Source organism: Cellulomonas sp. HD19AZ1, from assembly GCF_004535805.1.
Classification (GTDB): domain Bacteria; phylum Actinomycetota; class Actinomycetes; order Actinomycetales; family Cellulomonadaceae; genus Cellulomonas; species Cellulomonas iranensis.
This window is the reverse complement of sequence record NZ_SPHX01000002.1, coordinates 464909-488636: the sequence shown is the minus strand read 5'-3', so window position 1 is coordinate 488636 and position 23728 is coordinate 464909. Positions and strand designations below refer to the sequence as shown.

The window sequence follows — 23728 nt, the reverse complement described above, 5'->3', positions numbered from 1 at the left end:
GGCCTGACCTGCGCAAACGTAGGTCAGCCAACCCTTCCCCGGGGTCGTCGCAGGTCACGAGCACGCGCCTCAGAGCGGCCCGACCTCGAGCACGGTCAGCCGCACCTCGCCGGCCTCGTCGGATGCCGCGAGGTCGACCAGTGCGTCGATCCGCCAGTCGTGGTCGCCCGCCGGGTCGTCGAGCACCTGCCGCACGAACCACGTGCCCGCGGCCGGGCCGTGCGGGTCGTGCGAGCCCGGCGTCACCTGGAACAGCGCCGGCCCGCGCGCGGCGGGGCCCGTGCCGATCTCGTCGTGGTCGTCGAAGTACGGCTCGACCGCGTCGGCCCAGCGGTCGGCGTCCCACGCGTCGCCCTCGGCGTCCCGGTCGCCCAGCGCCGCGAGCGCACCCCACGCCTCGCGCGCCGCGAGCTCGACGCGGCGGAACAGCGCGCCGCGCACGAGCGCGCGGAACACGCGCGGGTCGGTCGTGACGGGCGGCGGGGGTGCGTCGTCGGCGTCCTCGACGGCCGCGTCGTCCTCGAGGTCGGGGTTCGCGAGGCGCTCCCACTCGTCGAGCAGCGACGAGTCGGTGCGGCGCACGAGGTCGCCGAGCCACGCGATCAGCTCCTCGAGCTCCTCGGTGCGGCGGTCCTCGGGGACCGTGCGACGCAGCGCGCGGTACGCGTCGGCGAGGTAGCGCAGCAGCACGCCCTCGGTGCGGTCGAGCGAGTACAGCTGCACGTACTCGGCGAACGTCGCGGCGCGCTCGTGCATCTCGCGGACCACCGACTTGGGGGACAGGGCGAGGTCCGCTACCCACGGGTTGGTGCGCCGGTACGTCGTGAAGGCGGCCTCGAGCAGCTCGGCGAGCGGACGCGGGTACGTCACGTCCTCGAGCAGCGCCATGCGCTCGTCGTAGTCGAGGCCCTCGGCCTTCATGGCCGCGACGGCCTCGCCGCGGGCCTTGTTCTCCTGCGCCGCGAGCACCTGACGCGGGTCGTCGAGCGTCGCCTCGATGACGGACACGACGTCGTGCGCGTACCCGGGGTCCTCCGGGTCGAGCAGGTCGAGCGCGGCGTACGCGAACGGCGACAGCGCCTGGTCGAGCGCGAACGTCGGCGCGAGGTCGGCCACGAGCCGCACCGTGCGGCGGCGGCCGTGCGGCGCGGTCGGGTCGTCGACCCACGGGCGCTCGACGACGCCCGCCGCGCGCAGCGAGCGGTACACGTCGACCGCGCGGCGCACGTGGCGCGCCCGCGCGCCCTCGGGCTCGTGGTTGTCGGTCAGCAGGTGCGTCATGACGGCGACCGGGTCCCCGAGGCCGTCGCGCCCGCGCTGCAGCACGTGCAGCACCATGGCGTGCGACACCGCGAACGACGACGTCAGCGGCTCGGGCGGCGCGTCGCGCAGGCGTTCGAACGTCTTGTCGGTCCAGTTCACGTGCCCGGCCGGCGCCTGCTTGCGGACGATCTTCTTCTGCTTCCGCGGGTCGTCGCCCGCCTTGGCCAGGGCCTTGCGGTTCTCGATGACGTGCTCGGGCGCCTGCACGACGACCTCGCCGACCGTGTCGTACCCGGCGCGCCCGGCGCGCCCGGCGATCTGGTGGAACTCGCGCGCCGACAGGTGCCGCATGCGCACGCCGTCGTACTTGACGAGGCTCGTGAGCACGACCGTGCGGATCGGCACGTTGATGCCGACGCCGAGCGTGTCGGTGCCGCACACCACGGGCAGCAGGCCCTTCTGCGTGAGCCGCTCCACGACGCGCCGGTACTTGGGCAGCATGCCCGCGTGGTGCACGCCGACGCCGTGCCGCAGCAGCCGGGACAGGGTCGTGCCGAACCCGGGGCCGAACCGGAACCCGCCCAGCTCGGCGGCGATCGCGTCGCGCTTCTCGCGGCTCGCGAGCGGCGTCGAGAGCAGCGACTGCGCGCGCTCGACGGCCTCCTTCTGCGTGAAGTGCACGACGTACACGGGTGCGCGCCGCGTGCGCACGAGCTCGTCGAGCAGCTCGTGCAGCGGCTCGACCGAGTACGAGAACGTGAGCGGCACGGGCCGCTCGGCGTTCGCGACGACGGACACGTCGCGCCCGGTGCGGCGCGCGAGGTCGTCGACGAAGAACGACACGTCGCCGAGCGTCGCCGACATCAGCAGGAACTGCGTGCGCGTCAGCTCGAGCAGCGGCACCTGCCACGCCCAGCCGCGCTGCGGGTCGGCGTAGTAGTGGAACTCGTCCATGACGACCAGGCCGACGTCGGCGTCGGGGCCGTCGCGCAGCGCCTGGTTGGCGAGGATCTCGGCCGTGCAGCACACGATGGGCGCGCTCGCGTTGACCGCCGAGTCGCCGGTCATCATGCCGACGTTCGCGGACCCGAAGATCTCGACCAGCGCGAAGAACTTCTCGCTGACCAGCGCCTTGATCGGTGCGGTGTAGTACGAGCGCCGCCCCTGGGCCAGGGCCACGGCGTGCGCCGCGACGCCCGCGAGCGACTTGCCCGACCCCGTGGGCGTCGACAGGATCACGTGGCTGCCCGTGACCAGCTCGAGCAGCGCCTCCTCCTGGTGCGGGTACAGCGTCAGGCCCTGCTCCCCGGCCCACGTGGTGAACGCCTCGTAGAGCGCGTCGGGGTCCTGCGCGGCGTCCCCGGTGGGCAGGCGGTCGGCGAGCGTCTCGGGCATCCCGCGATCCTCGCACGGCCGGCAGACGTCAGGTCGCGTCCCACAGCAGCCGGTGGAACGCGACCCGGTCGGGGTCGGGCGGGAGCCCGTACGCGTCGTACACCGTGCCGGCGTACCCGGGGCCGTAGTTCCACTCGGTGCTCCACGCGGCGACCGCGAGGTCCGCCCAGCGGTCGGCGACGCCCAGGCGGCCGAGGTCGACGTGCGCAGCCCACCGGCCGTCGTCGCCGATCAGCGTGTTCGGTGCGCACGCGTCGCCGTGGCACACCACGAGCAGGTCGACGTCGGGGACGTCGCGCAGCCGGGCCCGCGCCTCGGCGACGGTGAGGTCGCGGTGCTCGGGCGACCACCCGGCCGGGGAGTCGCCCGCGTCGAGGTGCTCGAGGGCCCGGGCGACGCGCTCGGCGGTCGACCAGGAGAACGGGCAGTCGCCCACGGGCAGCGCGTCGTGCAGCGCGCGCAGGCCCTCGCCGATCGCCGCGGCCGCCACGGCGGGCCGGTCGGCCCACGGCGCCTCGACGGCGGACCGTCCCCGCAGCGCCGCCGTGACGAGCCACGCGCCCTCGTCGTCGGCGCCCTGCTCGAGCACCTGCGGCACGCTCGTCCACCGCGCCGCCCACGCGAGCCGCGCCGCCTCGGCGGCCAGGTCCAGCCCGGCGACGCCCGCGGGCGCCCACTTGACGTAGCGCTCGGCGCCGACGCGGAACGTCAGGCCGCCGAGCTGGTTCTCCCAGACCGGCTCGAGCCGGGCGCCGCCCGCGACCCGCTCGACGGCCGCGGGCACGGCGACGGGGCCGGTGGGTGCGCCGGCGAGGGCGCGCGGGGTCGTGTCGTCGGCAGGGGGCACGACGTCGATCGTGCCACCCGTCAGATGCCGAGCACGGCCTTCGCGATCGTGAAGTACACGACGAGCCCCGTGGTGTCGACGAACGTCGAGATGAACGGTGCCGACACGATCGCGGGGTCGATGCCGACGCGCTTGGCGAGCAGCGGCACGCTCGACCCGACGGTCGTCGCGAGCGTGCACACCGCGACCACGGTCAGCGCGAGCACGAGCCCGATCTGCGGTCCCGCGACGAGGATCGCGGGCCCCACGCCGACGGTCGCGAGCGTGACGCCCAGCAGCAGGCCGGTGAGCATCTCGCGGCCCACGACGCGCAGCGTGTCGGACGGGCGGACGTCGCCGACCGCGCTCGCGCGCACGACCGTCGTCGCGGCCTGCGAGCCGGCGTTGCCGCCCGTGCCGATGAGCAGCGGCACGAACAGCGCGAGCGCGACGACCTGCGACAGCTCGGCCTCGTAGAACGACTGCACGCCGACCGTGAGCGTGGCGGCCACGATGAGCAGCAGCAGCCACACCACGCGCGAGCGCACCAGCCCCAGCACCGACACCGACAGGTAGGGGCGGCGCAGCGGCTCGGACCCGCCGGTGCGCGCCGAGTCCTCGTCGTCCTCGGCCTCGAGCACGCGCATCGCGTCGTCGACCGTGAGGACGCCCACGAGGCGGTCCTCGGCGTCGACCACGGGCACGCCGACGAACCCGCCGTCGCGCACGACGTTCGCGGCGCGCTCGGCCGGGTCGGTCACGCGCACGGTCGTGGCGGGGGACGTCATGACGTCGTCGACGAGCGCGGAGGGGTCGCTGAGCACGAGGCGGCGCAGCGACACGACGCCCACGACGCGCCGACCGGCCGCGACGACGGGGACGACGTACACGGTCTCGGCGTCCTCGCCCGCGGCGCGGACGCGCGCGATGGTGTCGGCGACGGTCGTGCCGAGGGGGACCGAGACGACCTCGGGGGACATGCGACGGCCGGCGCTCTCCTCGGGGTGCCCGAGCAGCGCGGTCGTCGCGGCGCGCTCGGCGGCCGACAGCCCGGAGAGGAGGCGCCGGGCGACGCCCGCGGGCAGCTCGTCGAGCAGCGCGGCGCGGTCGTCGGGGTCGAGCGCGTCGAAGATCGCCGCGGCCTCGCCGGCGAGCGCGTCGACGAGCTCGACCTGCAGCGCCGGGTCGAGGTCCTCGAAGACCTCGACGGCGCGGTCCTTGCGCAGCAGCCGGAACGCCACGGCGCGCCGCGTGGGCCCCAGGCGGCCGAGCTCGTGGACGACGTCCGGCACGTCGAGCCGTTCGAGGTGCGCGCGCAGGTCGCGGAGCGCCGGCGTGTCGGTGTGCTCCGGCGTCGTGGCGGTGCGGTCGTCGGTCATGCCGCGCTCCTCCCGTGCGTCCGGTGGGTGGGGTCGGCCCGCAGGCCCGGGCCCTCTCGGGCGGGGGCTCGCGTGGCGCGGGCCCCTGGCAGGGTACGGGGCATGCGCGGACGCCGCCCGGGCGGGACCTACGCACCAGTAACTTACGGTTGCGTAGGTTAAGATCGTGGCGTGACGCAGCACCGCTCCGCACCCGTCGACCTCCCCGCCGCGTGGCCCGTCGGCGTCCCGCGCGACGTCGAGATCCCCGACGAGCCGCTCACCGCGACGCTCGACCGCGCCGTGCGCGAGCACCCCGACCGCGTCGCGGTCGACTTCCTCGGCGCGACCACCACCTACCGCGAGCTCGGCGAGCGCGTCGAGCTCGGCGCGCGCGTGCTGCACGGCCTCGGCGTCCGCGCGGGCGACCGCGTCGCGCTCGTGCTGCCCAACTGCACGTCGCACCTCGTCGCGTTCTGGTCCGTGCTGCGCCTCGGCGCCGTCGTCGTCGAGCACAACCCCACCTACACCGCCGACGAGCTCGCGCACCAGCTCGCCGACTCCGGCGCGACCGTCGCGCTCGTCTGGGAGCAGGCCGTGCCGCGCGTCCTGGAGGCGCAGGACCGCACCGCGCTGCGGCGCGTCGTCGCGGTCGACCTGTCCGCCGACCTGCCGCGTGCCGCGCGCGCCGCGCTGCGCCTGCCGCTGCCCGCCGCGCGCCGCACGCGCGACGCCATGCGCGGTCCCGTGCCGGCGGGCGTCCCGCACTGGCACCGCCTGCTGCGCACCGTGCCCGCGTGGATCGCGGCCGAGGGCCACGACGAGCCGCGCCCCGAGGACGTCGCGCTGCTGCAGTACACCGGCGGCACCACCGGCACGCCCAAGGCCGCCGTGCTGACGCACCGCAACCTGCTCGCCAACACCATCCAGGGCCAGGCGTGGACGCAGGCCGAGAACGGCACCGAGGTCGTCTACGGCGTCCTGCCGTTCTTCCACGCGTTCGGTCTCACGCTCTGCCTCACGTACTCGGTGCGCATCGCGGCCACGCTCGTCGTGCTCCCGAACTTCGACCCCGCGCGCGTGCTGGCCGCGCAGCGCCGCCGGCCCGGCACGTTCCTGCCCGCGGTGCCGCCCATGCTCGACCGGCTCGCGGCCGCCGCCGAGGAGTCCGGCGCCGACCTCACGTCGTTCCGGTACGCGATCAGCGGCGCCATGGCGCTGCCGCGCGAGACCGCCGAGCGCTGGGAGCGCGTCACGGGCGGCCTCGTCGTCGAGGGCTACGGCATGACCGAGACCTCGCCCGTCGCGCTCGGCAGCCCCCTGACGCAGGACCGCCGCCCCGGTGCGCTCGGCCTGCCGTTCCCCTCGACGCGCATCCGCGTGGTCGACCAGGAGGACCCGACGCGCGAGGTCGCGCCCGGCGAGCAGGGCGAGCTGCTCATCTCCGGCCCGCAGGTGTTCGCCGGCTACTGGCAGCGCCCCGAGGAGACGGCCGAGCAGCTGCTGCCCGACGGCTGGCTGCGCACCGGTGACGTCGTGCGCGTCGACGACGACGGCATGGTCGTCCTCGTCGACCGCATGAAGGAGATGATCGTCACCGGCGGGTTCAAGGTGTACCCGTCGCAGGTCGAGGACCACCTGCGCGGCATGCCCGGCATCCTCGACGTCGCGGTCGTCGGCGAGCCCGCGGGCGACCTCGGCGAGCGGGTCGTCGCGGCGATCGTGCTCGACGGCGACGTGCCCGGCGTCGACCTCGCGGCCGTGCGCGCGTGGTGCGAGACGCGCCTGGCCCGGTACGCGCTGCCGCGCCGGCTCGTCGTGCTGCCCGACCTGCCGCGCTCGCAGGTCGGCAAGGTGCTGCGCCGCGTCGTGCGGGACAACCTCCACACCCACGCCTGACACGGGCGGGCCCGCCCGACGCCGTACCGTGTGCGCGTGAGCGTGAACGACGAGCAGCCCCTGGTGGAGATGTGGACCGACGGCGCCTGCAAGGGCAACCCCGGCGTCGGGGGGTGGGGCGCCTGGATGCGCTTCGGCGACCAGGAGAAGGAGCTCTTCGGCGGTGAGGCCGCGACGACCAACAACCGCATGGAGCTCACGGCCGTCATCGAGGGGCTGCGCGCGCTGCGCCGGCCCTGCCGCGTGACGCTGCACGTCGACTCGACGTACGTGATGAACGGGCTCACCAAGTGGCTGCCGGGCTGGAAGCGCAACGGCTGGCTCACGGGGGAGAAGAAGCCCGTGAAGAACAAGGAGCTGTGGCAGGCCCTCGACGAGGAGGTCGCGCGGCACCACGTCACGTGGGTCTGGGTGAAGGGCCACGCGGGCGACCCCGGCAACGAGCGTGCCGACGCGCTCGCGAACCAGGGCGTCGCGCAGGTGCGCGCGGGCGTCGTCTGACGGCTCCGGGGCGACTTCGCGCGCGTCGTCGCGCGCCTGGAAGTTGATCGTTACACGTGCCAGGCTGGGCGCCGTGAGCACCGCCGCCACCACCGCGCCCGTGACCCTGTTCCCGCTGCACGCCGTCCGCCTGGCCGACGGCCCGTTCGCCGCCGCGCAGCGCACCGACCTCGCGTACGTCCTGGGCCTCGACCCGGACCGGCTGCTCGCGCCCTTCCGCCGCGAGGCGGGACTGCCGCCGGTCGCCGAGCCGTACGGCAGCTGGGAGTCCATCGGGCTCGACGGTCACATCGGGGGGCACGCGCTGTCCGCGGCGTCGCTGCTGTGGGCCGTGACGGGCGACGACCGCGCCGCGGACCTGGCTCGCGCGCTCGTCGACGGGTTCGGGGTCTGCCAGGACGCGCTCGGCACGGGGTACGTCGGGGGAGTGCCCGGCGGGGTCGCGCTGTGGGAGTCGGTCGCGTCGGGCGGCGCCGAGGCGGGCACGTTCGACCTCGGCGGCGCGTGGGTGCCCTGGTACAACGTGCACAAGACGTACGCGGGCCTGGTCGACGCCGCCCGGCACGCACACGCCGACGTCGCGGTCCGCGCGCTCGCCGTCGCCGTGCGCCTCGCCGACTGGGGCGTCGCGCTGTCCGAGCGCCTCGACGACGCCGCGTTCGCGCGCATGCTGCGCACCGAGTTCGGCGGCATGTGCGAGGCGTACGCCGACCTCGCCGAGCTCACGGGCGACGCGCGCTACGCGGCCCTCGCGCGGCGGTTCGCCGACGAGGAGCTGCTCGCACCGCTGCGCGCGGGGCGCGACGCGCTCGACGGGCTGCACGCCAACACGCAGATCGCCAAGGTCGTCGGCTGGCCCGCGATCGGCGAGGCCGACGCGGCCGCCGCGTTCGTGCGGACCGTGCTCGACCGCCGCACGCTCGTGTTCGGCGGCAACTCGGTGTCCGAGCACTTCACGCCCGACGCGGCCGCGCACGTCACGCACCGCGAGGGCCCCGAGTCGTGCAACACCGCGAACCTGCTCGAGGTCGAACGGCGGCTCTACGCGCTCACGGGCGACACGACCCTGCTCGACGCGGCCGAACGCCAGCTCGTCAACCACGTGCTGTCCGCGCAGCACCCCGACGGCGGGTTCGTGTACTTCACGTCCGCGCGCCCGGGCCACTACCGCGTGTACTCGACGCGCGACGACTGCATGTGGTGCTGCGTCGGCACGGCGATGGAGACGTACGCGCGGCTCGGCGAGCTCGCGTTCGCGCACGCCGGCGACGACCTGCTCGTCAACCTGCCGGTGCCCTCGACGCTCGACTGGGCCGAGCGCGGCGTGCGCGTGCGCCTCGCGTCGACGTACCCGGCGCCCGCACGCGTCACCGACGTCGCGCTCACGGTCGACGTCGACGCACCCACCGACCTCGCGGTGCACGTGCGCCGGCCCGCGTGGGCGCTCGACGACGTGGAGCTCACGCTCGACGGCGAGCCCGTCGGCGGTCGTGGCGAGCGCGCCGGCCACGTCACGGTGCGCCGCACGTGGCACGGCGGCGAGACGCTCGTGTGGCGGCTGGTCGCCGGCGCGGCGGCCGAGCGGCTGCCGGGCGACGACGGGTGGGTCGCGCTGCGCTGGGGCCCGCACGCGCTCGCGGTCCGCGGCGACGCCGACGACCTCGTGGGTCTGCGCGCCGACGACGCGCGCATGGGCCACGTCGCACACGGCCCGCTGCGCCCGCTGTCCGCGGCGCCGCTGCTCGTCGGCTCCGACGCCGACCTCGCGGCCGCGCTGCGCCCCGCCGACGACGGCACGTTCGTGCTCGACCGCGGCGCCGACGACCCGCTCGTGCTCGAGCCGTTCGCGACCCTGCACGACGCGCGCTACACGCTCTACCTGCCGGTCGTGCCGACCGCCGCCGCCGTGCCCGCGCGCCGCGCCGCGCTCGCGGCCGCCGACGACGCGCAGCTCGGCCTCGCGGCCCGCACGGTCGACGCGGTCGCGTGCGGCGAGCAGCAGCCCGAGACCGACCACCGGTACGCCGGCACCGGCACGTGGACCGGCGCGACCGACGACGGACGGCACTGGCGCGCGACGCGCGAGCGGTTCTCCTACCGGCTGGCCGACCCCGAGGGCCGCGGCGCGGTGCTGCGCGTGACGTACCTCGCGCAGCCGGGCGTCGCGCGCGTGCTCGTCGACGGCGTGGAGGTCGGCACGCTCGAGGTCGCGGACTCCGCCGCGGGCACGCGCACGGTGGACCTTCCGCTGGCCGCGGTCGTCGCCGCGGGGGTCGACGAGCACGTGGCCCTCGATGCTCGTGAGGTCGCGTTCGTCACCGACGGCCCGACGCCGAGCCCGCCGGTCGTCGCCGTCCACCTGCTGACCGGAGCCCCCTGAGCCGTCGACCACCCGATCGGCGCCTCCAGCGACCCGCGACCGCCGACCGCGGGGTTCGGCCGTTCTGGCGGACCCGGAAGTGGCAGAACCCCGCGTTCGACGGTTGTGCACGGTCTAGGACGGTGCCTCGGTTCCGGCACCCGCGGTCGGTGCCGCCGACGCCCCCGACGACCACTCGTCGAACGCGGGGTTCTGCCGGTCTCGCGGGCCGTGGAACGGCGTAACCCCGCACTCGGCGGTGGTGGTGATGTCAGTGGAGGGGGATGTCCGGTGAGGGGAGGACGGGTGGTGTCAGGGTAGGTCGATGGCCGGTGACGGGTGCGCCGGCGTCGGCGCGAGCAGTGACGCCGCCGCCAGGAGCCGCGCGCGCAGCGCGTTGCCGCGTGCGGCGTAGCCGCGCTGCCGGCGCACGTACTCGGCCTTGCCGTCGGGGGTCTCGATCGCGACGGGCTCGAGCCCGTACGTCGTCACGTCGTACGGGTTGGCCTGCATGTCCGTGGTGCGGACCTCGCGCGCGAGGTCGAAGCAGTCGAGCAGCAGCTCACCAAGCGCGAGCGGCCCGAGCTCGAGCGCCCACTTGTACAGGTCTCATCTGTAGTGGACGCGCCGAAAGCTGTTCTGGCGGTACGGTCGCGATTTACGCAGCAGATCCAGATAGCCTCTTGCTGCGCTCGACAGGTAACGAAGCACGGGAGGCATGGACGAATGCCCGTTATCGGCCAGGTGCCGTGGCACCAGCTAGACCAGCCATCGTTCGACCGTATCGTTGAGGCGCTCTTGGTGCGGTACCACCAGGAGCGGGGCGAGCATGCGGACGCGCTCGATGGGCGAGGTGGCGATGGTGGGCGTGATGTCGACGTGCATGTCGGTCCCGATCTCGAAGAGCTTGACACGATCTACCAGCTGAAATTTTTCCCCGAGGGGTTCTCAGGCGACCACGGCAAGTCGCGGCGTCCGCAAATCAAGAAGTCCTTTGAGAAGGCGATAAAGGATCGGCCGCGTCGGTGGGTTCTTGTGATTCCGCGAAACGCCACGCCAAAGGAGCGGCAATGGGTGCGGGCCCTAGCTCAAAAAAGGAAGGTCGAAGTCGCAGTCTGGGGCAGGGCAAAGCTTGACGCTGAATTGGCGGCGCGACCGGATCTGCTGGCTGCGGCCACTCGTGATGCGCTCGTCGACGTGATGCGAATAATGGGGCAGGAGAAGGCGGCGCTCACGGGCCCCGGTGACCTCGCTGAACGACTCCGCGATTTGCATTCGGTGGCGAATGGGCGCAGCGCATTTTGGGGAAGTGAGTTCAGTGTCGGTGCGGACGGCGGCGTGGTCGAGACGTTGATAGCCAAGCGCCCGGATGCGCACCTGCGCGAGCCGATAGTTCATACGTTCAACGTATTTGGCGACCGTCTCGGTCAGGACGAACGCACCGCGTTGCAACTCGTTGCGCAGTACGGGATCGGTTCGGTTGCTCTGCCGCCTGACGCGATTAGCGACATGAAAACTACGGGTCCCGAGTGGGCTCCTCGCCCGGGCGCAGGCGACATCATCGAGCTGGGTGGGCGTCCGCGGCTGCACGACCCCGTGGTCGTGCGAACGGTGGACGAAGACAAGGTAACTATTCGGTCCGTCCGTGGCTGGGTTGAGGACGTTGGTGAAGGCGGCGTTGGCCGCGGCGTCGTCCTCGAGTGCTCAGGTGGGCTGGGCGTCACGTTGTTGCTTAACAGGGGCGACTCGGCCGCGACCCTAAACGTCACCCAGGCGATGTCGGGTGAGAACGCGCAAGACGCGCTTCAGGCGATTGAGTTAGTCGAGTCAATTCCTACCGCCACAGGGTTCGAGGTCCTGCGTGGAAGTTCGGTATTGATCAGCCTTCGAACAGGACCCGATGTCGGTCCAGTCGTTGCGTCCGCTCCGGCGTATGAGCGGCAACTGATCGAAGACCTGGCGGTGATCGCCGCCTACTCGCGTATGCCGTTCGACGTTCCCGACAGCCTCACCACTCATGCGCGATGCGAGATCCGCCGGCTTCGCCTCATCCTCGATGGGCGAGCGATCCTGGAGCCGGCGTTTGGTCGTCTGACGACTACCTTGCGCAAGGACATCCCGGAGCGCTTGCGGGACAGTCTTGGTGGAGAATTCGCCATCGCGATAACCGCCAGCATTTCGTACGACGTGATGGGTCAAGCAATTCAGGTGAAAGACGCCGTCGTGTACCACCCGCGTGCGCATGGAGAGTATCTGAATCCCACCGACGAGAAGGCGCCGAGTCAAATGGTGATCCGGGGGGTTGACGATAGCCCGTTCTGGGTATACGCGCCGGGACGCCTTCCGGATGGTGAGCGGTCGCAGCTCTCGACGCTCGACATCCCAGGTTTCACCGAACCGCCGTTACCTGCGTACGTCGGAAATAATGCGACGGTGGTGTCTTTGAGCCATTAATCAAGCGAGTGCCTCGTCCGTCGCTTCTCCAGGGGGCCGATGGGGTGGGTGATTATGAGCGGGGGCAGACTGGCCCCACCTTCTGACTTAACCAGCGATGCGTTGTTGACGCGGTGAGTCGACGGGTCGTCTTCATGGAGGGTGCTCCATCCAACGGAGCGTCTCCGGCCGCTTCTTCCACGGGCACAGGCCTGAAGGTCGTGGGTGCAGGTCCGCCGACACCATCACGCGCGGGTAAGCCTAGAGCTAGGCGAACGGCGCGAGCTGGCAGACGTCGAGAATCCGGTGCCGAAGCGTGTTGGACCGTACGGCGTAGTCGCGCTGCCGACGCACGTACTCCGCCTTGCCTTCGATGGTCTCGATCTTGATCGGCGCCAGGCCGTACGTCGTGAAGTTGTACGGGGACGCTGCCATGTCGGTGTGGCGGATCTCTATCGCGAGCTCGAAGCAGTCGAGCAGTAGATCTCCGGGTACGAGAGGGCCGAGCTTCAAGGCCCACTTGTAGCAGTCCATCGCCGCATGGAGGCAGCCGGGCTGCTCGTATAGCAACTGGTTCTCGCGGGTCAGCGGAGGTGGCTCAGCAGTCTCTGGAGTGCCTGCAACGTGATCCAAGACGCCCATCGTCGCGTGCAGGCAGCCGGGCTGCTCCGTGGCGGTCTGGGTCTCGCGCGTCGGGGTCAGCGTGTTGCGGCCGACGGCCTCGGGCGTGAAGAACCGGAACGCGTCGACGTGCGTGCACCGGATCCGGTGCGCCTCGACCACCGCGTCGGTGCCGGCCTCGCCGAGCCGCAGCGGCAACGCGTGCCGGTGCTCGCCCGCGCGCTCGCGGTAGACCATCGCCCACTCGTGCAGCCCGAAGCACCCGGTCGCGGCCGGCCGTCCCGCTGTCGCCGCGAGCAGGCCAACGACGAACCGCACGGTGTCGCCGCGCGCCGCGGCGAACGCGTCGACGTCGAGCGTGACCGTGCCGTCGTCGGCCGTGCGGTACCAGCGCCACGCGCCGTGCGGCGCCGGGCCGTCCGGTCCCGGTGCCAGGGCCACGCCCGCACCGGGGTGCCAGCGCCGCAGCTGCCCCGGCGTGGCCGGGTAGTACTCGAACAGGAAGTCCTCGACGGCGTGCTTCTCGTGGCGCGAGCGGCGCGCGCGGTGCCCGGCCGTCGCGGCGTCCGCGCGCGCGGCGTGCGCGTCGACGAGCGACGACCACGCGGCCGCGTCGAGCACGGCGGGCGCGGCGGGGGCGGGGGAGGGCACGGCACCAGGGTAGGTCGCGAGCCGTTGCCGACCGTCGCCCGGCCCGCGAGGATGGCTCCCGTGCGCGAGCTGCTGCGGTCCCTGCCCGCCCTGGCGGGCACGCCCCTGCCGTTCGACCCGGGCGCGGCGCCCGACGACCCGCTCGACCTCTTCACGGAGTGGTTCGCGGCCGCGGTCGACGCGGGCGCGCCTGAGCCGCACGCCGCGACCCTCGCCACCGCCGACGCCGCCGGCCGCCCGTCCGCGCGCGTGCTCATCCTCAAGGACGTCGGCCCCGACGGGTTCGCGTTCGCGACCGACGCGCGCAGCGCCAAGGCCGCCGACCTCGCGGCCAACCCGCGGGCCGCGCTGGGGTTCTGGTGGCCGGCGGTCGTGCGGCAGGTGCGAGTCACGGGTGCCGCCCGGCACCTCGGCGTTGACGCGTCGGCGGCCGACTACCTCGCGCGCTCGCCCGCGTCGCGCGCGGCCGCGGCCGGCGTGCGCCCGGGCGAGCCGCTGGGCTCGCTCGACGAGCTGCGCGCCGCCATGACCGCCGCCCGCGAGCGCGTCGACGCCGACCCGGGGTTCGTCCTGCCGTCGTGGCAGGCCTGGCTCGTCGTGCCCGACGAGGTCGAGTTCTGGCAGGGCAGCGCCGACCGCGCGCACGAGCGACTCGTCTACCGCCGCGACGACGCGGGCTGGACCCACCGCCTCGTGTGGCCGTGACGCCTGCCGCCCCGGCCCGGCGGTGACCCCGGTCACGTGGCCCGCGGTGCTAGCCTCGGCCGCATGACGACGCCCGGTGAGCTCCTCACCGCCGCGTGTCGTCCCTGTCGTCGCTGTCGCTGAGGGCTCTCCTCACCGACCGGACCGCTCCGGTCCCGCGCGCCCGCCTCCCGGCCGCGCCGCGCTCGTTCGTCGAGCGTCACCCCCCGCCCGGGGGCACTCTGGTCCCGGGCCCCCGCCCCGGCGTCGACCACCGGCGCCGCCCTCCGAAAGGTCCCCCCATGTCCCGCACGCCCCGTCGCCTGCTCGCCGCCTCCGTCCTGCTCGCCGTGGGGGCGCTCGCGGCCTGCTCCTCCGGTGACGCCCCGGGCGGCGGTGCGTCCGCGTCGGCCGGGGGCGACGTGCTGCGCGTCGGCACCGAGGGCACGTACTCGCCGTTCACGTTCCACGACGCGAGCGGCGAGCTCACGGGCTACGACGTCGAGGTGATCACGGCGGTCGCCGACGAGCTCGGCATGCAGGTCGAGTTCTCCGAGACCACGTGGGACTCGATCTTCGCGGGCCTCGAGGCGAAGCGGTACGACGTCGTCGCCAACCAGGTGACGATCAACGACGAGCGCAAGGCGAAGTACGACCTCTCCGCGCCGTACACGGTGTCGACGGGCGTCGCCGTGGTGGCTGCCGACGACACGAGCATCACGTCCCTCGCCGACGTGAGCGGCAAGACCGCTGCGCAGTCCGCGACGTCGAACTGGTCGCAGGTCGCGCGGGACGCCGGTGCGCAGGTCGAGTCGGTCGAGGGCCTCACGCAGGCCATGGCGCTGCTCGAGCAGGGGCGCATCGACGTCACGTTCAACGACGACCTCGCGGTGCTCGACTACCTCAAGACCTCGGGCGACGACTCGGTCAAGATCGCGTTCGAGACCGGCGACACGGTCGAGCAGGCGTTCGCGCTGCGCAAGGGCTCCGACCTGACCCCGAAGATCGACGAGGCGCTCGCGACGCTCCGTGCCGACGGCACGCTCGCGACGATCTCCGAGAAGTGGTTCGGCCAGGACGTCTCGCAGTGACGCCGCACGAGCCGGCGGCGGCGCGGGAGGGGGAGCGGGTGCGGTGACCTCGGACACCTGGGACCTCGTGCTGTCGTCGATCGGGCCGCTGCTGTCGGGTGCGATCCGCGGCACGATCCCGCTCACGCTGATCTCGTTCGCCGTCGGCCTCGTGCTGGCGCTGCTCGTCGCGCTCGCGCGGCTGTCGCGGCGGCGCGTCGTGTCGGCCCTGGCCCGCGCGTACGTGTCGGTGATCCGCGGCACGCCGCTGCTCGTGCAGCTGTTCATCATCTTCTACGCGCTGCCGTCGCTGGGCATCGTCATCGACCCGTTCCCGTCGGCGGTCGTCGCGTTCTCGCTGAATGTCGGCGGGTACGCCGCGGAGATCATCCGCGCCGCGATCCTCTCGGTGCCCAAGGGGCAGTGGGAGGCCGCCGCGACCATCGGCCTGGACCACACCCTGACGCTGCGACGCGTGGTGCTGCCGCAGGCCGTGCGCGTCGCGGTCCCGCCGCTGTCCAACACGTTCATCTCGCTGGTCAAGGACACGTCGCTGGCCTCGACGATCATGGTGACCGAGCTGCTGCGCAAGGCGCAGGAGATCGCGGCGCCGACGTACGAGTTCATGGCGCTGTACTCGCTGGCCGCGGTGATCTACTGGCTCATCTGCCTGGTGCTGTCGAGCGCGCAGGCCCGCCTCGAGCGCCGGCTCGACCGGTTCGTGGCGCGATGAGCCGCGCGAGGGAGGAGGACGCCGTGACGGACGGCACCGGCAGCACCGGGGCGACGGGGGACGCGCGCCCCCTGGTCGAGGTGCGGGGGCTCACCAAGTCCTTCGGGGACCTGCACGTGCTGCGCGGCATCGACCTCACGGTCGCGCGCGGCAGCGTGACCGTGCTCATCGGCCCCTCGGGGTCCGGCAAGACGACGCTGCTGCGCTGCCTCAACTCGCTCGAGGTGCCCGAGGCCGGCACGGTCCGGGTCGACGACGTCGAGGTCGACATGGCGGCGCGCCCGACGCCCGCGCTGCTGCGTCGCCTGCGCGCGACGTCCGGCATGGTGTTCCAGTCGCACCAGCTGTTCCCGCACCGCACCGCGCTGCAGAACGTCACCGAGGGGCCGGTCTACGCCCAACGTCGCCCGCGCGCGCAGGTCGAGGCGGAGGCGACGGCGCTGCTCGCGAAGGTGGGGCTCGCCGACAAGGCGGGCGCCTACCCGCACGAGCTGTCGGGCGGTCAGCAGCAGCGCGTGGGGATCGCCCGCGCGCTCGCGCTGCGGCCGCGGCTCCTGCTGTTCGACGAGCCGACGTCGGCGCTCGACCCCGAGACCGTCGGCGAGGTGCTGTCGGTCATGCGCGACCTCGCGGCCGAGGGCTGGACGATGGTCGTCGTGACGCACGAGATCCGGTTCGCGCGGCAGGTCGCCGACCACGTGATGTTCATGGACGGCGGCGTCGTCGTGGAGGAGGGGCGGCCCGGCGACGTGCTGGGCGACCCGCGCCAGGAGCGCACGCGCCGGTTCCTGCAGCGGATCCTCGACCCGCTCTGAGGGGTCGGCGCGCAGGGGTCAGCGGGTGGCGCCGTCCGCGGCCGGCGCGGCGTCCCGGCGCGGCGGCAGCGCGTCGGGCGCGACGTCGGCCGCGCGGGTCGACACGACGTGCAGCAGGCGCTCGAGCGGCCCGCGGCCCAGCGTCGCGTGCCACAGCCAGCACGCGCCGACGGTGACCAGCAGGAACGCGCACCACCCGGCCGTCGTCGGCTGCCACACCACGTCGTCGCCCAGCAGCGTGAGCGCGACCAGCTGGCCCGTGTAGGCCGTGAGCGCGAGCGCCCCGGTCGCGCTCAGCGGTGCGAGCGCGCGCGGCCACCGCAGCCCGACCGCGAGGCACGCGGCGAGCACGAGCAGCCCGACGCCGGTGTTGCCCGCGACCTCGAAGGACGTCGAGGCGTGCGGCTCCGCGGTCGTGAGCTCGGTGACGCGACCCAGCGCGAGGCGCGCCGCCCACGCACCGCCGTGCCCGACGACGACGAGCCCCGCACCCCACGCCGCGAGCCACGCGTGCGTGCGCGCCGACCGCAGGTCGCTGCGCCCCACGGCGAGCCCGACCAGCACGTACGCGACCCACACGACGGCGGGGTAGTAGTGGCCGAGCAGCACCGTCAGCAGGTCGAGCGGACGCTCGTCGACGATCGTGACGTGCCGGACGAGCAGCAGCCGCAGCACGGGCCCGACGACCGCGACGGCGACCGCGGCCGCGACGAGCGCCCACCGTGGCCAGCGCAGCACCACGGCCCCGGCCACGAACAGCGCGCCGTAGACGACGAGGATCACGACGACCGGCGTCTCCAGCAGCACGAGGACCGTGCCGAGCACCACGAGCAGCGCCGCGCGCACCAGGACCCGCAGCCGCGCCTGCACCAGGCGCGTGCCGTCCACGGGTCGGTCGCCGCCCGACAGCAGCGCGAGCCCGACGCCCGCGAGCAGCACGAACAGCGCAGACGGGCGCCCGTCGGCGAGCTGCGACCAGCCGCCCGGCGGCGTCGTGCGCCACGCGTCGTCGGGGCCCACGTGGGCCGTGACCATGCCCAGCACCGCGAGCCCCCTGGCGGTGTCCACCCCGACGATGCGTCGCACCCGCGCAGCCTATGCGGACGGCGCCGGTGCGCCCGCGAGCGGTGCCGTCGACGGCGCGCGCGACCGGGTGAGCCCTTCTCAGCATGTGAGTCGATCGGTCCCGCGTTGTGGTTACCGGCCGGAAGGCGCGCCTACAGTGCCCTGGTGACCACCCGCACCCCCGACGTCTACACGCACGGCCACCACGAGAGCGTGCTGCGCTCGCACCGCTGGCGCACGGCCGAGAACTCGGCCGGCTACCTGCTGCCCGCGCTCGCCCCGGGCCAGCGCGTGCTCGACGTGGGCTGCGGCCCCGGCACCGTCACGGTGGACCTCGCGTCGCGCGTCGCCCCCGGCGAGGTGATCGGCGTCGACCGCTCGGCGAAGGTCCTCGAGGCGGCCGTCGAGCACGCGCAGGAGGCCGGCGCCGACAACGTCACGTTCCAGGTCGGCGACGCGTACGCGCTCGACTTCCCGGACGACTCGTTCGACGTCGTGCACGCGCACCAGGTGCTCCAGCACCTCACCGACCCCGTCGCCGCGCTGCGCGAGATGCGCCGCGTCACGCGCCCCGGCGGCGTCGTCGCCGTGCGCGACGCCGACTACGCGGCCATGACCTGGTACCCCGAGCACCACGGGCTCGACGAGTGGCAGGCGCTCTACCACGAGGTCACCGAGGCCAACGGCGCCGAGGCCGACGCGGGCCGCCGCCTGCTGTCGTGGGTGCGCGACGCGGGCTTCGACCCCGCGGGCATCGCGCCCGGCGCGGGCATCTGGTGCTACGCGACGCCCGAGGACCGCGCCTGGTGGGCCGGGCTGTGGGCCGACCGCTGCGTCGCGTCGAACTTCGCCGTGCAGGCCATGGCGCACAAGCTCGCCGACGAGGTCGGCCTCGAGCTGCTCGCCGACGCGTGGCGCGAGTGGGGCCAGTCCCTCGACGGCTGGTTCGCGGTCCCGCACGGCGAGGTGCTCGCGCGCGTCTGACCTAGGGTGGGCCCGTGCGCATCGCCAGGTTCACCACCGGTTCCGACCCCCGCTACGCGCTCGTCGAGGGCGAGCCCGGCCGTGAGGAGCTCGTCGTCATCACGGGCGACCCGATCTACACGCCCGTGCAGCCCACGGGCGAGCGGGTCCGCCTCGACGACGACGGCGTGCGGCTGCTCGCGCCCGTGATCCCGCGGTCCAAGATCGTCGGCGTCGGGCGCAACTACGCCGACCACGCGGCCGAGCACGGCAACGACGTGCCGACGCAGCCGCTGCTGTTCCTCAAGCCCAACACCTCGGTGATCGGCCCCGACGACCCGATCGTGCTCCCGGACTGGACCGAGCACGTCGAGCACGAGGCCGAGCTCGCGGTCGTCATCGGCAAGGTCACCAAGGACGTCCCGCCGGAGCGCGCCCTGCAGCACGTGTTCGGCTACACGGTCGCCAACGACGTCACGGCGCGCGACGTGCAGCGCTCCGACGCGCAGTGGACGCGCGGCAAGGGCTTCGACTCGTCGTGCCCGCTCGGCCCGTGGGTCGTGCCCGGCCTCGAGGTCGACGACCTCGCGGTGAGCGCGCGCGTCAACGGCGAGACGCGCCAGGACGGTCGCACGTCGCAGATGGTGTTCGACGTCGCGTACCTCGTGTCCTACGCGTCCGAGGTGTTCACGCTGCTGCCGGGCGACGTCATCCTCACCGGCACGCCCGCGGGCGTCGGCCGCATCGACCACCGCGACGTCGTCGAGGTCGAGGTCGAGGAGATCGGCGTGCTGCGCAACCCGGTGCTGCGCCGCACGCCCTGACGCCGGAGACCCGACGACCCCGCCGGGCTCAGGCCGGACGCGTGTCGGTCCCCGGCGGGGTGCCCGTCGCGCCCTCCGCACCCAGGTCCCGGACCTCGGCGCGCAGCCGCCCCATGCGCGCGTCGAGCTCGGCGCCCGTCACCGCGGCGTCGAGCAGCTCGGTGCGCAGGTCCTCGGGCAGCGCGCCGTGGTACTTGTACGACAGCTTGTGCTCGACGCTCGCCCAGAAGTCCATCGCGATGGTGCGGATCTGCACCTCGACGGGCACGTGCTCGGTGCGGTCCGACAGGAACACCGGGATCCGCACGATGAGGTGCAGCGACCGGTAGCCGTTGGCCTTCGGCTCCGCTATGTAGTCCTTGCGCCGCACGACCTCGACGTCGGGCTGCGACGCGAGCATGTCCGCGACCCAGTACGCGTCGGACACGAAGCTGCACGTGATGCGGATGCCCGCGATGTCGAGGATGCGCTCGCGGATCGTCTCCGGGTCGGCCGCGCAGCCGTAGCGCGTCGTCTTCTCCAGGATCGAGTCGATCGACTTCAGGCGTGACGTCACGTGCTCGATCGGGTTGTGGTCGTGCGTCTGGCGGAACTCCGAGCGCAGGATCCGGATCTTGGTGAGCATCTCCTCGATGCCGAACTCGTAGCCCATGCGGAACCGGGCGAGCTCGCGCTGCGCGTCGCGCACCGTCGTGATGACCCCGGTGCCGAGCCCCGGCTCGAGGTGGGTCGCCATCTGGTCCCGCACGGTCTGGACCAGACCTCCCGGCGTCGCGTCGGTCTGCTGCGTGGAGGTCGTCCCCGGTGCCATGCCCAGCCCAACGTCCGTGCACGTCGTCGCGTTCCGCGCTCGGTAGGCTGACGTCGATCCCACCGCCGCCAGACCCGAGGTGTCCCGTGCTCGCCAGCACCCCCGTGCGCGTCCGTTTCTGCCCGTCCCCGACCGGCACGCCCCACGTCGGCCTCATCCGGACGGCGCTGTTCAACTGGGCGTACGCCCGCCACGTGGGCGGCACGTTCGTCTTCCGCATCGAGGACACCGACCCGGCGCGCGACTCGCAGGAGTCGTACGAGCAGCTGCTCGACGCGCTGCGCTGGCTCGGCATGGACTGGGACGAGGGCGTCGAGGTCGGCGGCCCGCACGAGCCGTACCGGCAGTCGCAGCGCTACGACCTGTACCGCGACGTCGTGCGCCGCCTGCTCGAGGGCGGCTACGCGTACGAGTCGTTCTCGACGCCCGAGGAGGTCGAGGCCCGGCACCGCGCCGCGGGCCGCGACCCCAAGCTCGGGTACGACGGCTTCGACCGCGACCTCACCGACGAGCAGAAGGCCGCCTACCGCGCCGAGGGCCGCGAGGCCGTCGTGCGGATGCGCATGCCCGACGAGGACGTGACGTTCACCGACCTCGTGCGCGGCGACGTCACGTTCAAGGCCGGCTCCGTGCCGGACTACGTGATCGTCCGCGGCAACGGGCACCCGCTGTACACGCTGGTCAACCCGGTCGACGACGCGCTCATGGGCATCACGCACGTGCTGCGCGGCGAGGACCTGCTGTCGTCGACCCCGCGGCAGGTCGTGCTGTACCGCGCGCTGCTCGAGCTGGGCGTCGCGACGGTGATGCCGCAGTTCGGCCACCTGCCGTACGTCATGGGCGAGGGCAACAAGAAGCTCTCGAAGCGCGACCCCGAGTCCAACCTCTTCCTGCACCGCGAGCGCGGCTTCACGCCCGAGGGCCTGCTGAACTACCTCGCGCTGCTCGGCTGGTCCATCGCACCCGACCGCGACATCTTCTCGGTCGCCGAGATGGTCGAGAAGTTCGACGTCGCCGACGTCAACCCGAACCCGGCGCGGTTCGACCTCAAGAAGGCCGAGGCGATCAACGCCGCGCACGTGCGCCTGCTCGCGCCCGAGGACTTCCGCGACCGGCTCGTGCCGTACCTGCACGCCGCCGGCCTGGTGCCCGCCGACTCCTACGCGGACCTCGCGCCCGAGCACCGCGCGCTGCTCGACGCGGGCGCGCCGCTCGTGCAGGAGCGCATGACGCTGCTGGGCGAGGCCGTCGGCATGCTCGGCTTCCTGTTCGTGGCGGACGACGCGGTCGAGGTCGTCGAGGACGCGCGCGCCGCGCTGCGCCCCGAGGCCGCCGACGTGCTCGACGCCGCCGCGCGCGTGCTGGGCGACCTGCCCGCGGACGGGTTCACCACCGAGGCCACGCAGACCGCGCTGGCCGCCGCGCTCGTGGCCCCGGCCGAGGAGGGCGGGCTCGGCATCAAGGCGCGGTTCGCCTACACGCCGCTGCGCGTCGCCCTCACCGGACGTCGCGTGTCGCCGCCGCTGTTCGAGTCGATGGAGATTCTCGGCAAGGACGCGACGCTCGCGCGGCTCGCACGCCTGCGCGCGAGCCTGTGAGCCGCGTCGACGGGGTCCTGCTCGACGTCGACGACACGCTTGTGGCGACGCGTGACGCGTTCCGCGGCGCGCTCGCGGCGGTGCTCGACCGGTACGCGCCCGGCGCCGACCTCGACGCCGCGCTCGCGCTGTGGCGCGCCGACCCGGGCGGTCACTACCGCGCGTACACGCGCGGCGAGCAGACGTTCCGGCAGCAGCGCATGACGCGCGCCAACGAGCTGCACGCGGCCGTCGGCGGCCCGGTGCTCGACGACGCGGCCTACGACGCGTGGGACGCGGTGTTCGACGCCGCGTTCGCCGACGGCTGGGCCGCGCACGACGACGCCGTCCCCGCGCTCGACGCGCTGCTGGCCGCCGGTGTGCGCGTGGGCGCGCTGACCAACGCGCGCGTCGGCTACCAGACCGACAAGCTCACGCGCGCCGGGCTGGCGGACCGCATCGAGGTGCTCGTGGGCGTCGACACGCTCGGCGTCGGCAAGCCCGACCCGCGCGTCTTCCTCAAGGGCTGCGCGCGGCTGGGCACCGACCCGGCCCGCACGGCGTACGTGGGCGACGAGCTCGACGTCGACGCCGCCGCCGCGCGCGCCGCGGGGCTCGTCGGGGTGTGGCTCGACCGGCCCGGACCGCGCCGCGTGCCGGTCACCGAGGCCGACGTCGCCGCCGCGGGCGTCCACGTGATCCACGACCTCGCCGAGCTGCCGGCCGTCCTCGGGCTGACGTCGCACCGCTGACGTCGGCGCGACGGCCACTGCCTGCCCGCCGACCAGTGGTCACCTCGTCGCGCCCGGGAGCGACCACTGGTCGGTTCGTCGGCACGTCCGACGACCACTGGTCACTTCGGAGTGCCTGTTCGGGTGGTCGTGCGTCCGAGGTGACCAGTGGTCGGTCGGATGGTTCGTGGGGTGACCACTGGTCACTTCGGAGTGCCTGTTCGGGTGGTCGTGCGTCCGAGGTGACCAGTGGTCGGTCGGGTGGCTCGTGGGGGTGAGCACTGGTCGTCGCCGTGTTCGGGTTCAGGGCGGGGCGCCGGGCGCGGGACGTCGTCGTCGTTCGCGTGTGCGCTCGCCTCGCGCCGAGATCAGCGGCGGCGGGCCGTGTAGACGCGGGTCACGTAGGGGACCGGGACGCGGGGGCGGCCGGCCAGGTCGGGGTGCGTCGTCACGAGCGTGCGCACGCGGTCGAGCAGGGCCGCGCGCTCGTCGGGCGGCAGCACGATCGCGTACGAGCGCGTGCCGGCGAGGCGCACGAGCTCGTCGGGCGTCAGCACGTGGTCCCAGCGCACGTCGGTGCGCAGGACGTCCGTGAACGCGTCGCCGGGCTCGGGGTGCGTGTCGCGCGCGAGCTGCGGGCCCGCGGCCTCGTGCAGCAGCGCACCGTACGCGCCGACCCACGGCACGTCCTCGTCGCGGTCGTTCCACACGATCCCGAGGGTCCCGCCCGGGCGCAGCACGCGCGCGACCTCGGCGGCCGCGGCGGGCTCGTCGAACCAGTGCCACGCCTGCGCGACGGTCACGACGTCGACCGACGCGTCCGGCAGCGGGATCGCCTCGGCGCTGCCGTCGTGCAGCTCGACGCCGGGCAGCGCGGCCGCGAGCTGCTCGCGCATGCCCGCCGCGGGCTCGACCGCGACCACCCGCAGCCCCCGCTCCACGAGCGCCGCCGTGAGCTTGCCGGTGCCCGCGGCGAGGTCCAGCACGTCCCGGGCCCCGGCGGGAACCAGCAGGTCGACGGCCGCGGGCGGGTAGCCCGGGCGGACCGCCGCGTACTCGTCGGCGTGGTGCGTGAACGACGCCGCGTGCGCGGCGTGGCGGTCGTCCCTGCTGCCGGTCACGGCGCCTCCTCGCGGGTCGACGGTGTCG

19 protein-coding genes and 1 pseudogene are annotated in these 23728 nt (G+C 73.7%); 12 read left to right on the top strand and 8 right to left on the bottom strand.

What is annotated here, in order from left to right:
• Window positions 1-69 precede the first annotated feature (69 nt).
• The 3 genes from E4A51_RS05755 to mgtE are packed head-to-tail and all read right to left on the bottom strand — an operon-like array spanning window position 70 to window position 4863.
• The gene (locus E4A51_RS05755; protein WP_134851111.1) at window positions 70-2658 is read right to left on the bottom strand and encodes an RNA helicase; all 2589 of its coding nucleotides are present in this window, start codon (window positions 2656-2658) and stop codon (window positions 70-72) included.
• A gap of 28 nt (window positions 2659-2686) precedes the next feature.
• Entirely contained in the window at window positions 2687-3505 is an 819-nt protein-coding gene (locus E4A51_RS05750) for an aminoglycoside 3'-phosphotransferase (protein ID WP_134851110.1), read from the bottom strand.
• A gap of 20 nt (window positions 3506-3525) precedes the next feature.
• On the bottom strand, window positions 3526-4863 hold the full coding sequence (gene mgtE, locus E4A51_RS05745) for a magnesium transporter (RefSeq protein WP_070319241.1): 1338 nt from the start codon (window positions 4861-4863) through the stop codon (window positions 3526-3528).
• A gap of 171 nt (window positions 4864-5034) precedes the next feature.
• On the opposite strand from mgtE, the gene E4A51_RS05740 reads away from it, so the two are divergent.
• From E4A51_RS05740 to E4A51_RS05730, 3 genes are all read left to right on the top strand, one after another.
• Window positions 5035-6741 carry an AMP-binding protein gene (locus E4A51_RS05740; protein WP_046527896.1) on the top strand — a complete coding sequence of 569 codons (1707 nt, stop codon included), beginning with the start codon at window positions 5035-5037 and terminating at the stop codon, window positions 6739-6741.
• Window positions 6742-6810: 69 nt separating this feature from the next.
• Window positions 6811-7242 (top strand): ribonuclease HI, encoded by a 432-nt coding sequence (gene rnhA, locus E4A51_RS05735; RefSeq protein WP_046530382.1) that lies wholly within the window; start codon window positions 6811-6813, stop codon window positions 7240-7242.
• A gap of 73 nt (window positions 7243-7315) precedes the next feature.
• Entirely contained in the window at window positions 7316-9622 is a 2307-nt protein-coding gene (locus tag E4A51_RS05730) for a beta-L-arabinofuranosidase domain-containing protein (protein WP_134851109.1), read from the top strand.
• 291 nt (window positions 9623-9913) lie between these two features.
• Here E4A51_RS05730 and E4A51_RS05725 read toward each other — a convergent pair.
• Window positions 9914-10210: pseudogene (locus E4A51_RS05725) on the bottom strand (3-methyladenine DNA glycosylase); the annotation flags it as partial.
• A gap of 117 nt (window positions 10211-10327) precedes the next feature.
• Here E4A51_RS05725 and E4A51_RS05720 point away from each other — a divergent pair.
• On the top strand, window positions 10328-12055 hold the full coding sequence (locus tag E4A51_RS05720) for a hypothetical protein (RefSeq protein ID WP_134851108.1): 1728 nt from the start codon (window positions 10328-10330) through the stop codon (window positions 12053-12055).
• Window positions 12056-12301: 246 nt separating this feature from the next.
• Here the strand turns inward: E4A51_RS05720 and E4A51_RS18680 are convergent, their stop codons facing one another.
• Window positions 12302-13306: a 3-methyladenine DNA glycosylase gene (locus tag E4A51_RS18680; protein WP_134851107.1), complete on the bottom strand. Its 1005-nt coding sequence runs from the start codon at window positions 13304-13306 to the stop codon at window positions 12302-12304.
• A gap of 51 nt (window positions 13307-13357) precedes the next feature.
• On the opposite strand from E4A51_RS18680, the gene E4A51_RS05710 reads away from it, so the two are divergent.
• The 4 genes from E4A51_RS05710 to E4A51_RS05695 all read left to right on the top strand — a co-directional run bounded on the left by E4A51_RS05710 (window position 13358) and on the right by E4A51_RS05695 (window position 16608).
• The gene (locus tag E4A51_RS05710; protein WP_134851106.1) at window positions 13358-14011 is read left to right on the top strand and encodes a pyridoxal 5'-phosphate synthase; all 654 of its coding nucleotides are present in this window, start codon (window positions 13358-13360) and stop codon (window positions 14009-14011) included.
• 281 nt (window positions 14012-14292) lie between these two features.
• The gene (locus E4A51_RS05705; protein WP_134851105.1) at window positions 14293-15081 is read left to right on the top strand and encodes an amino acid ABC transporter substrate-binding protein; all 789 of its coding nucleotides are present in this window, start codon (window positions 14293-14295) and stop codon (window positions 15079-15081) included.
• Between the two features lie 43 nt (window positions 15082-15124).
• Window positions 15125-15793 carry an amino acid ABC transporter permease gene (locus E4A51_RS05700; protein ID WP_134851104.1) on the top strand — a complete coding sequence of 223 codons (669 nt, stop codon included), beginning with the start codon at window positions 15125-15127 and terminating at the stop codon, window positions 15791-15793.
• 23 nt (window positions 15794-15816) lie between these two features.
• Complete coding sequence (locus tag E4A51_RS05695; protein WP_370297483.1) at window positions 15817-16608, top strand: amino acid ABC transporter ATP-binding protein; 792 nt, start codon at window positions 15817-15819, stop codon at window positions 16606-16608.
• A gap of 18 nt (window positions 16609-16626) precedes the next feature.
• Here E4A51_RS05695 and E4A51_RS05690 read toward each other — a convergent pair whose 3' ends face one another.
• Complete coding sequence (locus tag E4A51_RS05690) at window positions 16627-17694, bottom strand: heparan-alpha-glucosaminide N-acetyltransferase domain-containing protein (protein ID WP_134851102.1); 1068 nt, start codon at window positions 17692-17694, stop codon at window positions 16627-16629.
• A 144-nt stretch (window positions 17695-17838) separates the two neighbouring features.
• Here E4A51_RS05690 and E4A51_RS05685 point away from each other — a divergent pair, with 144 nt between their 5' ends.
• Together E4A51_RS05685 and E4A51_RS05680 are read left to right on the top strand one after the other, a co-directional pair.
• Window positions 17839-18657, top strand: a complete 819-nt coding sequence (locus E4A51_RS05685; RefSeq protein ID WP_046527902.1) for a methyltransferase domain-containing protein — start codon at window positions 17839-17841, stop codon at window positions 18655-18657.
• Window positions 18658-18671: 14 nt separating this feature from the next.
• Complete coding sequence (locus E4A51_RS05680; RefSeq protein WP_134851101.1) at window positions 18672-19460, top strand: fumarylacetoacetate hydrolase family protein; 789 nt, start codon at window positions 18672-18674, stop codon at window positions 19458-19460.
• A gap of 28 nt (window positions 19461-19488) precedes the next feature.
• Here the strand turns inward: E4A51_RS05680 and E4A51_RS05675 are convergent, their stop codons facing one another.
• Complete coding sequence (locus E4A51_RS05675) at window positions 19489-20271, bottom strand: GTP pyrophosphokinase family protein (protein ID WP_240696392.1); 783 nt, start codon at window positions 20269-20271, stop codon at window positions 19489-19491.
• 86 nt (window positions 20272-20357) lie between these two features.
• Here E4A51_RS05675 and gltX point away from each other — a divergent pair, with 86 nt between their 5' ends.
• On the top strand, window positions 20358-21869 hold the full coding sequence (gene gltX, locus E4A51_RS05670) for a glutamate--tRNA ligase (RefSeq protein WP_134851100.1): 1512 nt from the start codon (window positions 20358-20360) through the stop codon (window positions 21867-21869).
• The gene (locus tag E4A51_RS05665) at window positions 21866-22600 is read left to right on the top strand and encodes an HAD family hydrolase (protein WP_134851099.1); all 735 of its coding nucleotides are present in this window, start codon (window positions 21866-21868) and stop codon (window positions 22598-22600) included. Before gltX ends, E4A51_RS05665 begins: the two co-directional genes overlap by 4 nt.
• Before the next feature lie 347 nt (window positions 22601-22947).
• Here the strand turns inward: E4A51_RS05665 and E4A51_RS05660 are convergent, their stop codons facing one another.
• Window positions 22948-23700, bottom strand: a complete 753-nt coding sequence (locus tag E4A51_RS05660) for a class I SAM-dependent methyltransferase (RefSeq protein WP_070319235.1) — start codon at window positions 23698-23700, stop codon at window positions 22948-22950.
• Window positions 23701-23728 lie beyond the last annotated feature (28 nt).

Bases quoted from the DNA above. Each gene is read 5' to 3' on its own strand.
- E4A51_RS05755 (WP_134851111.1), bottom strand. From the start codon at position 2,658: ATGCCCGAGACGCTCGCCGACCGCCTGCCCACCGGGGACGCCGCGCAG.
- mgtE (WP_070319241.1), bottom strand. From the start codon at position 4,863: ATGACCGACGACCGCACCGCCACGACGCCGGAGCACACCGACACGCCG.
- rnhA (WP_046530382.1), top strand. From the start codon at position 6,811: ATGTGGACCGACGGCGCCTGCAAGGGCAACCCCGGCGTCGGGGGGTGG.
- E4A51_RS05720 (WP_134851108.1), top strand. From the start codon at position 10,328: ATGCCCGTTATCGGCCAGGTGCCGTGGCACCAGCTAGACCAGCCATCG.
- E4A51_RS05710 (WP_134851106.1), top strand. From the start codon at position 13,358: ATGGCTCCCGTGCGCGAGCTGCTGCGGTCCCTGCCCGCCCTGGCGGGC.
- E4A51_RS05705 (WP_134851105.1), top strand. From the start codon at position 14,293: ATGTCCCGCACGCCCCGTCGCCTGCTCGCCGCCTCCGTCCTGCTCGCC.
- E4A51_RS05675 (WP_240696392.1), bottom strand. From the start codon at position 20,271: ATGGCACCGGGGACGACCTCCACGCAGCAGACCGACGCGACGCCGGGA.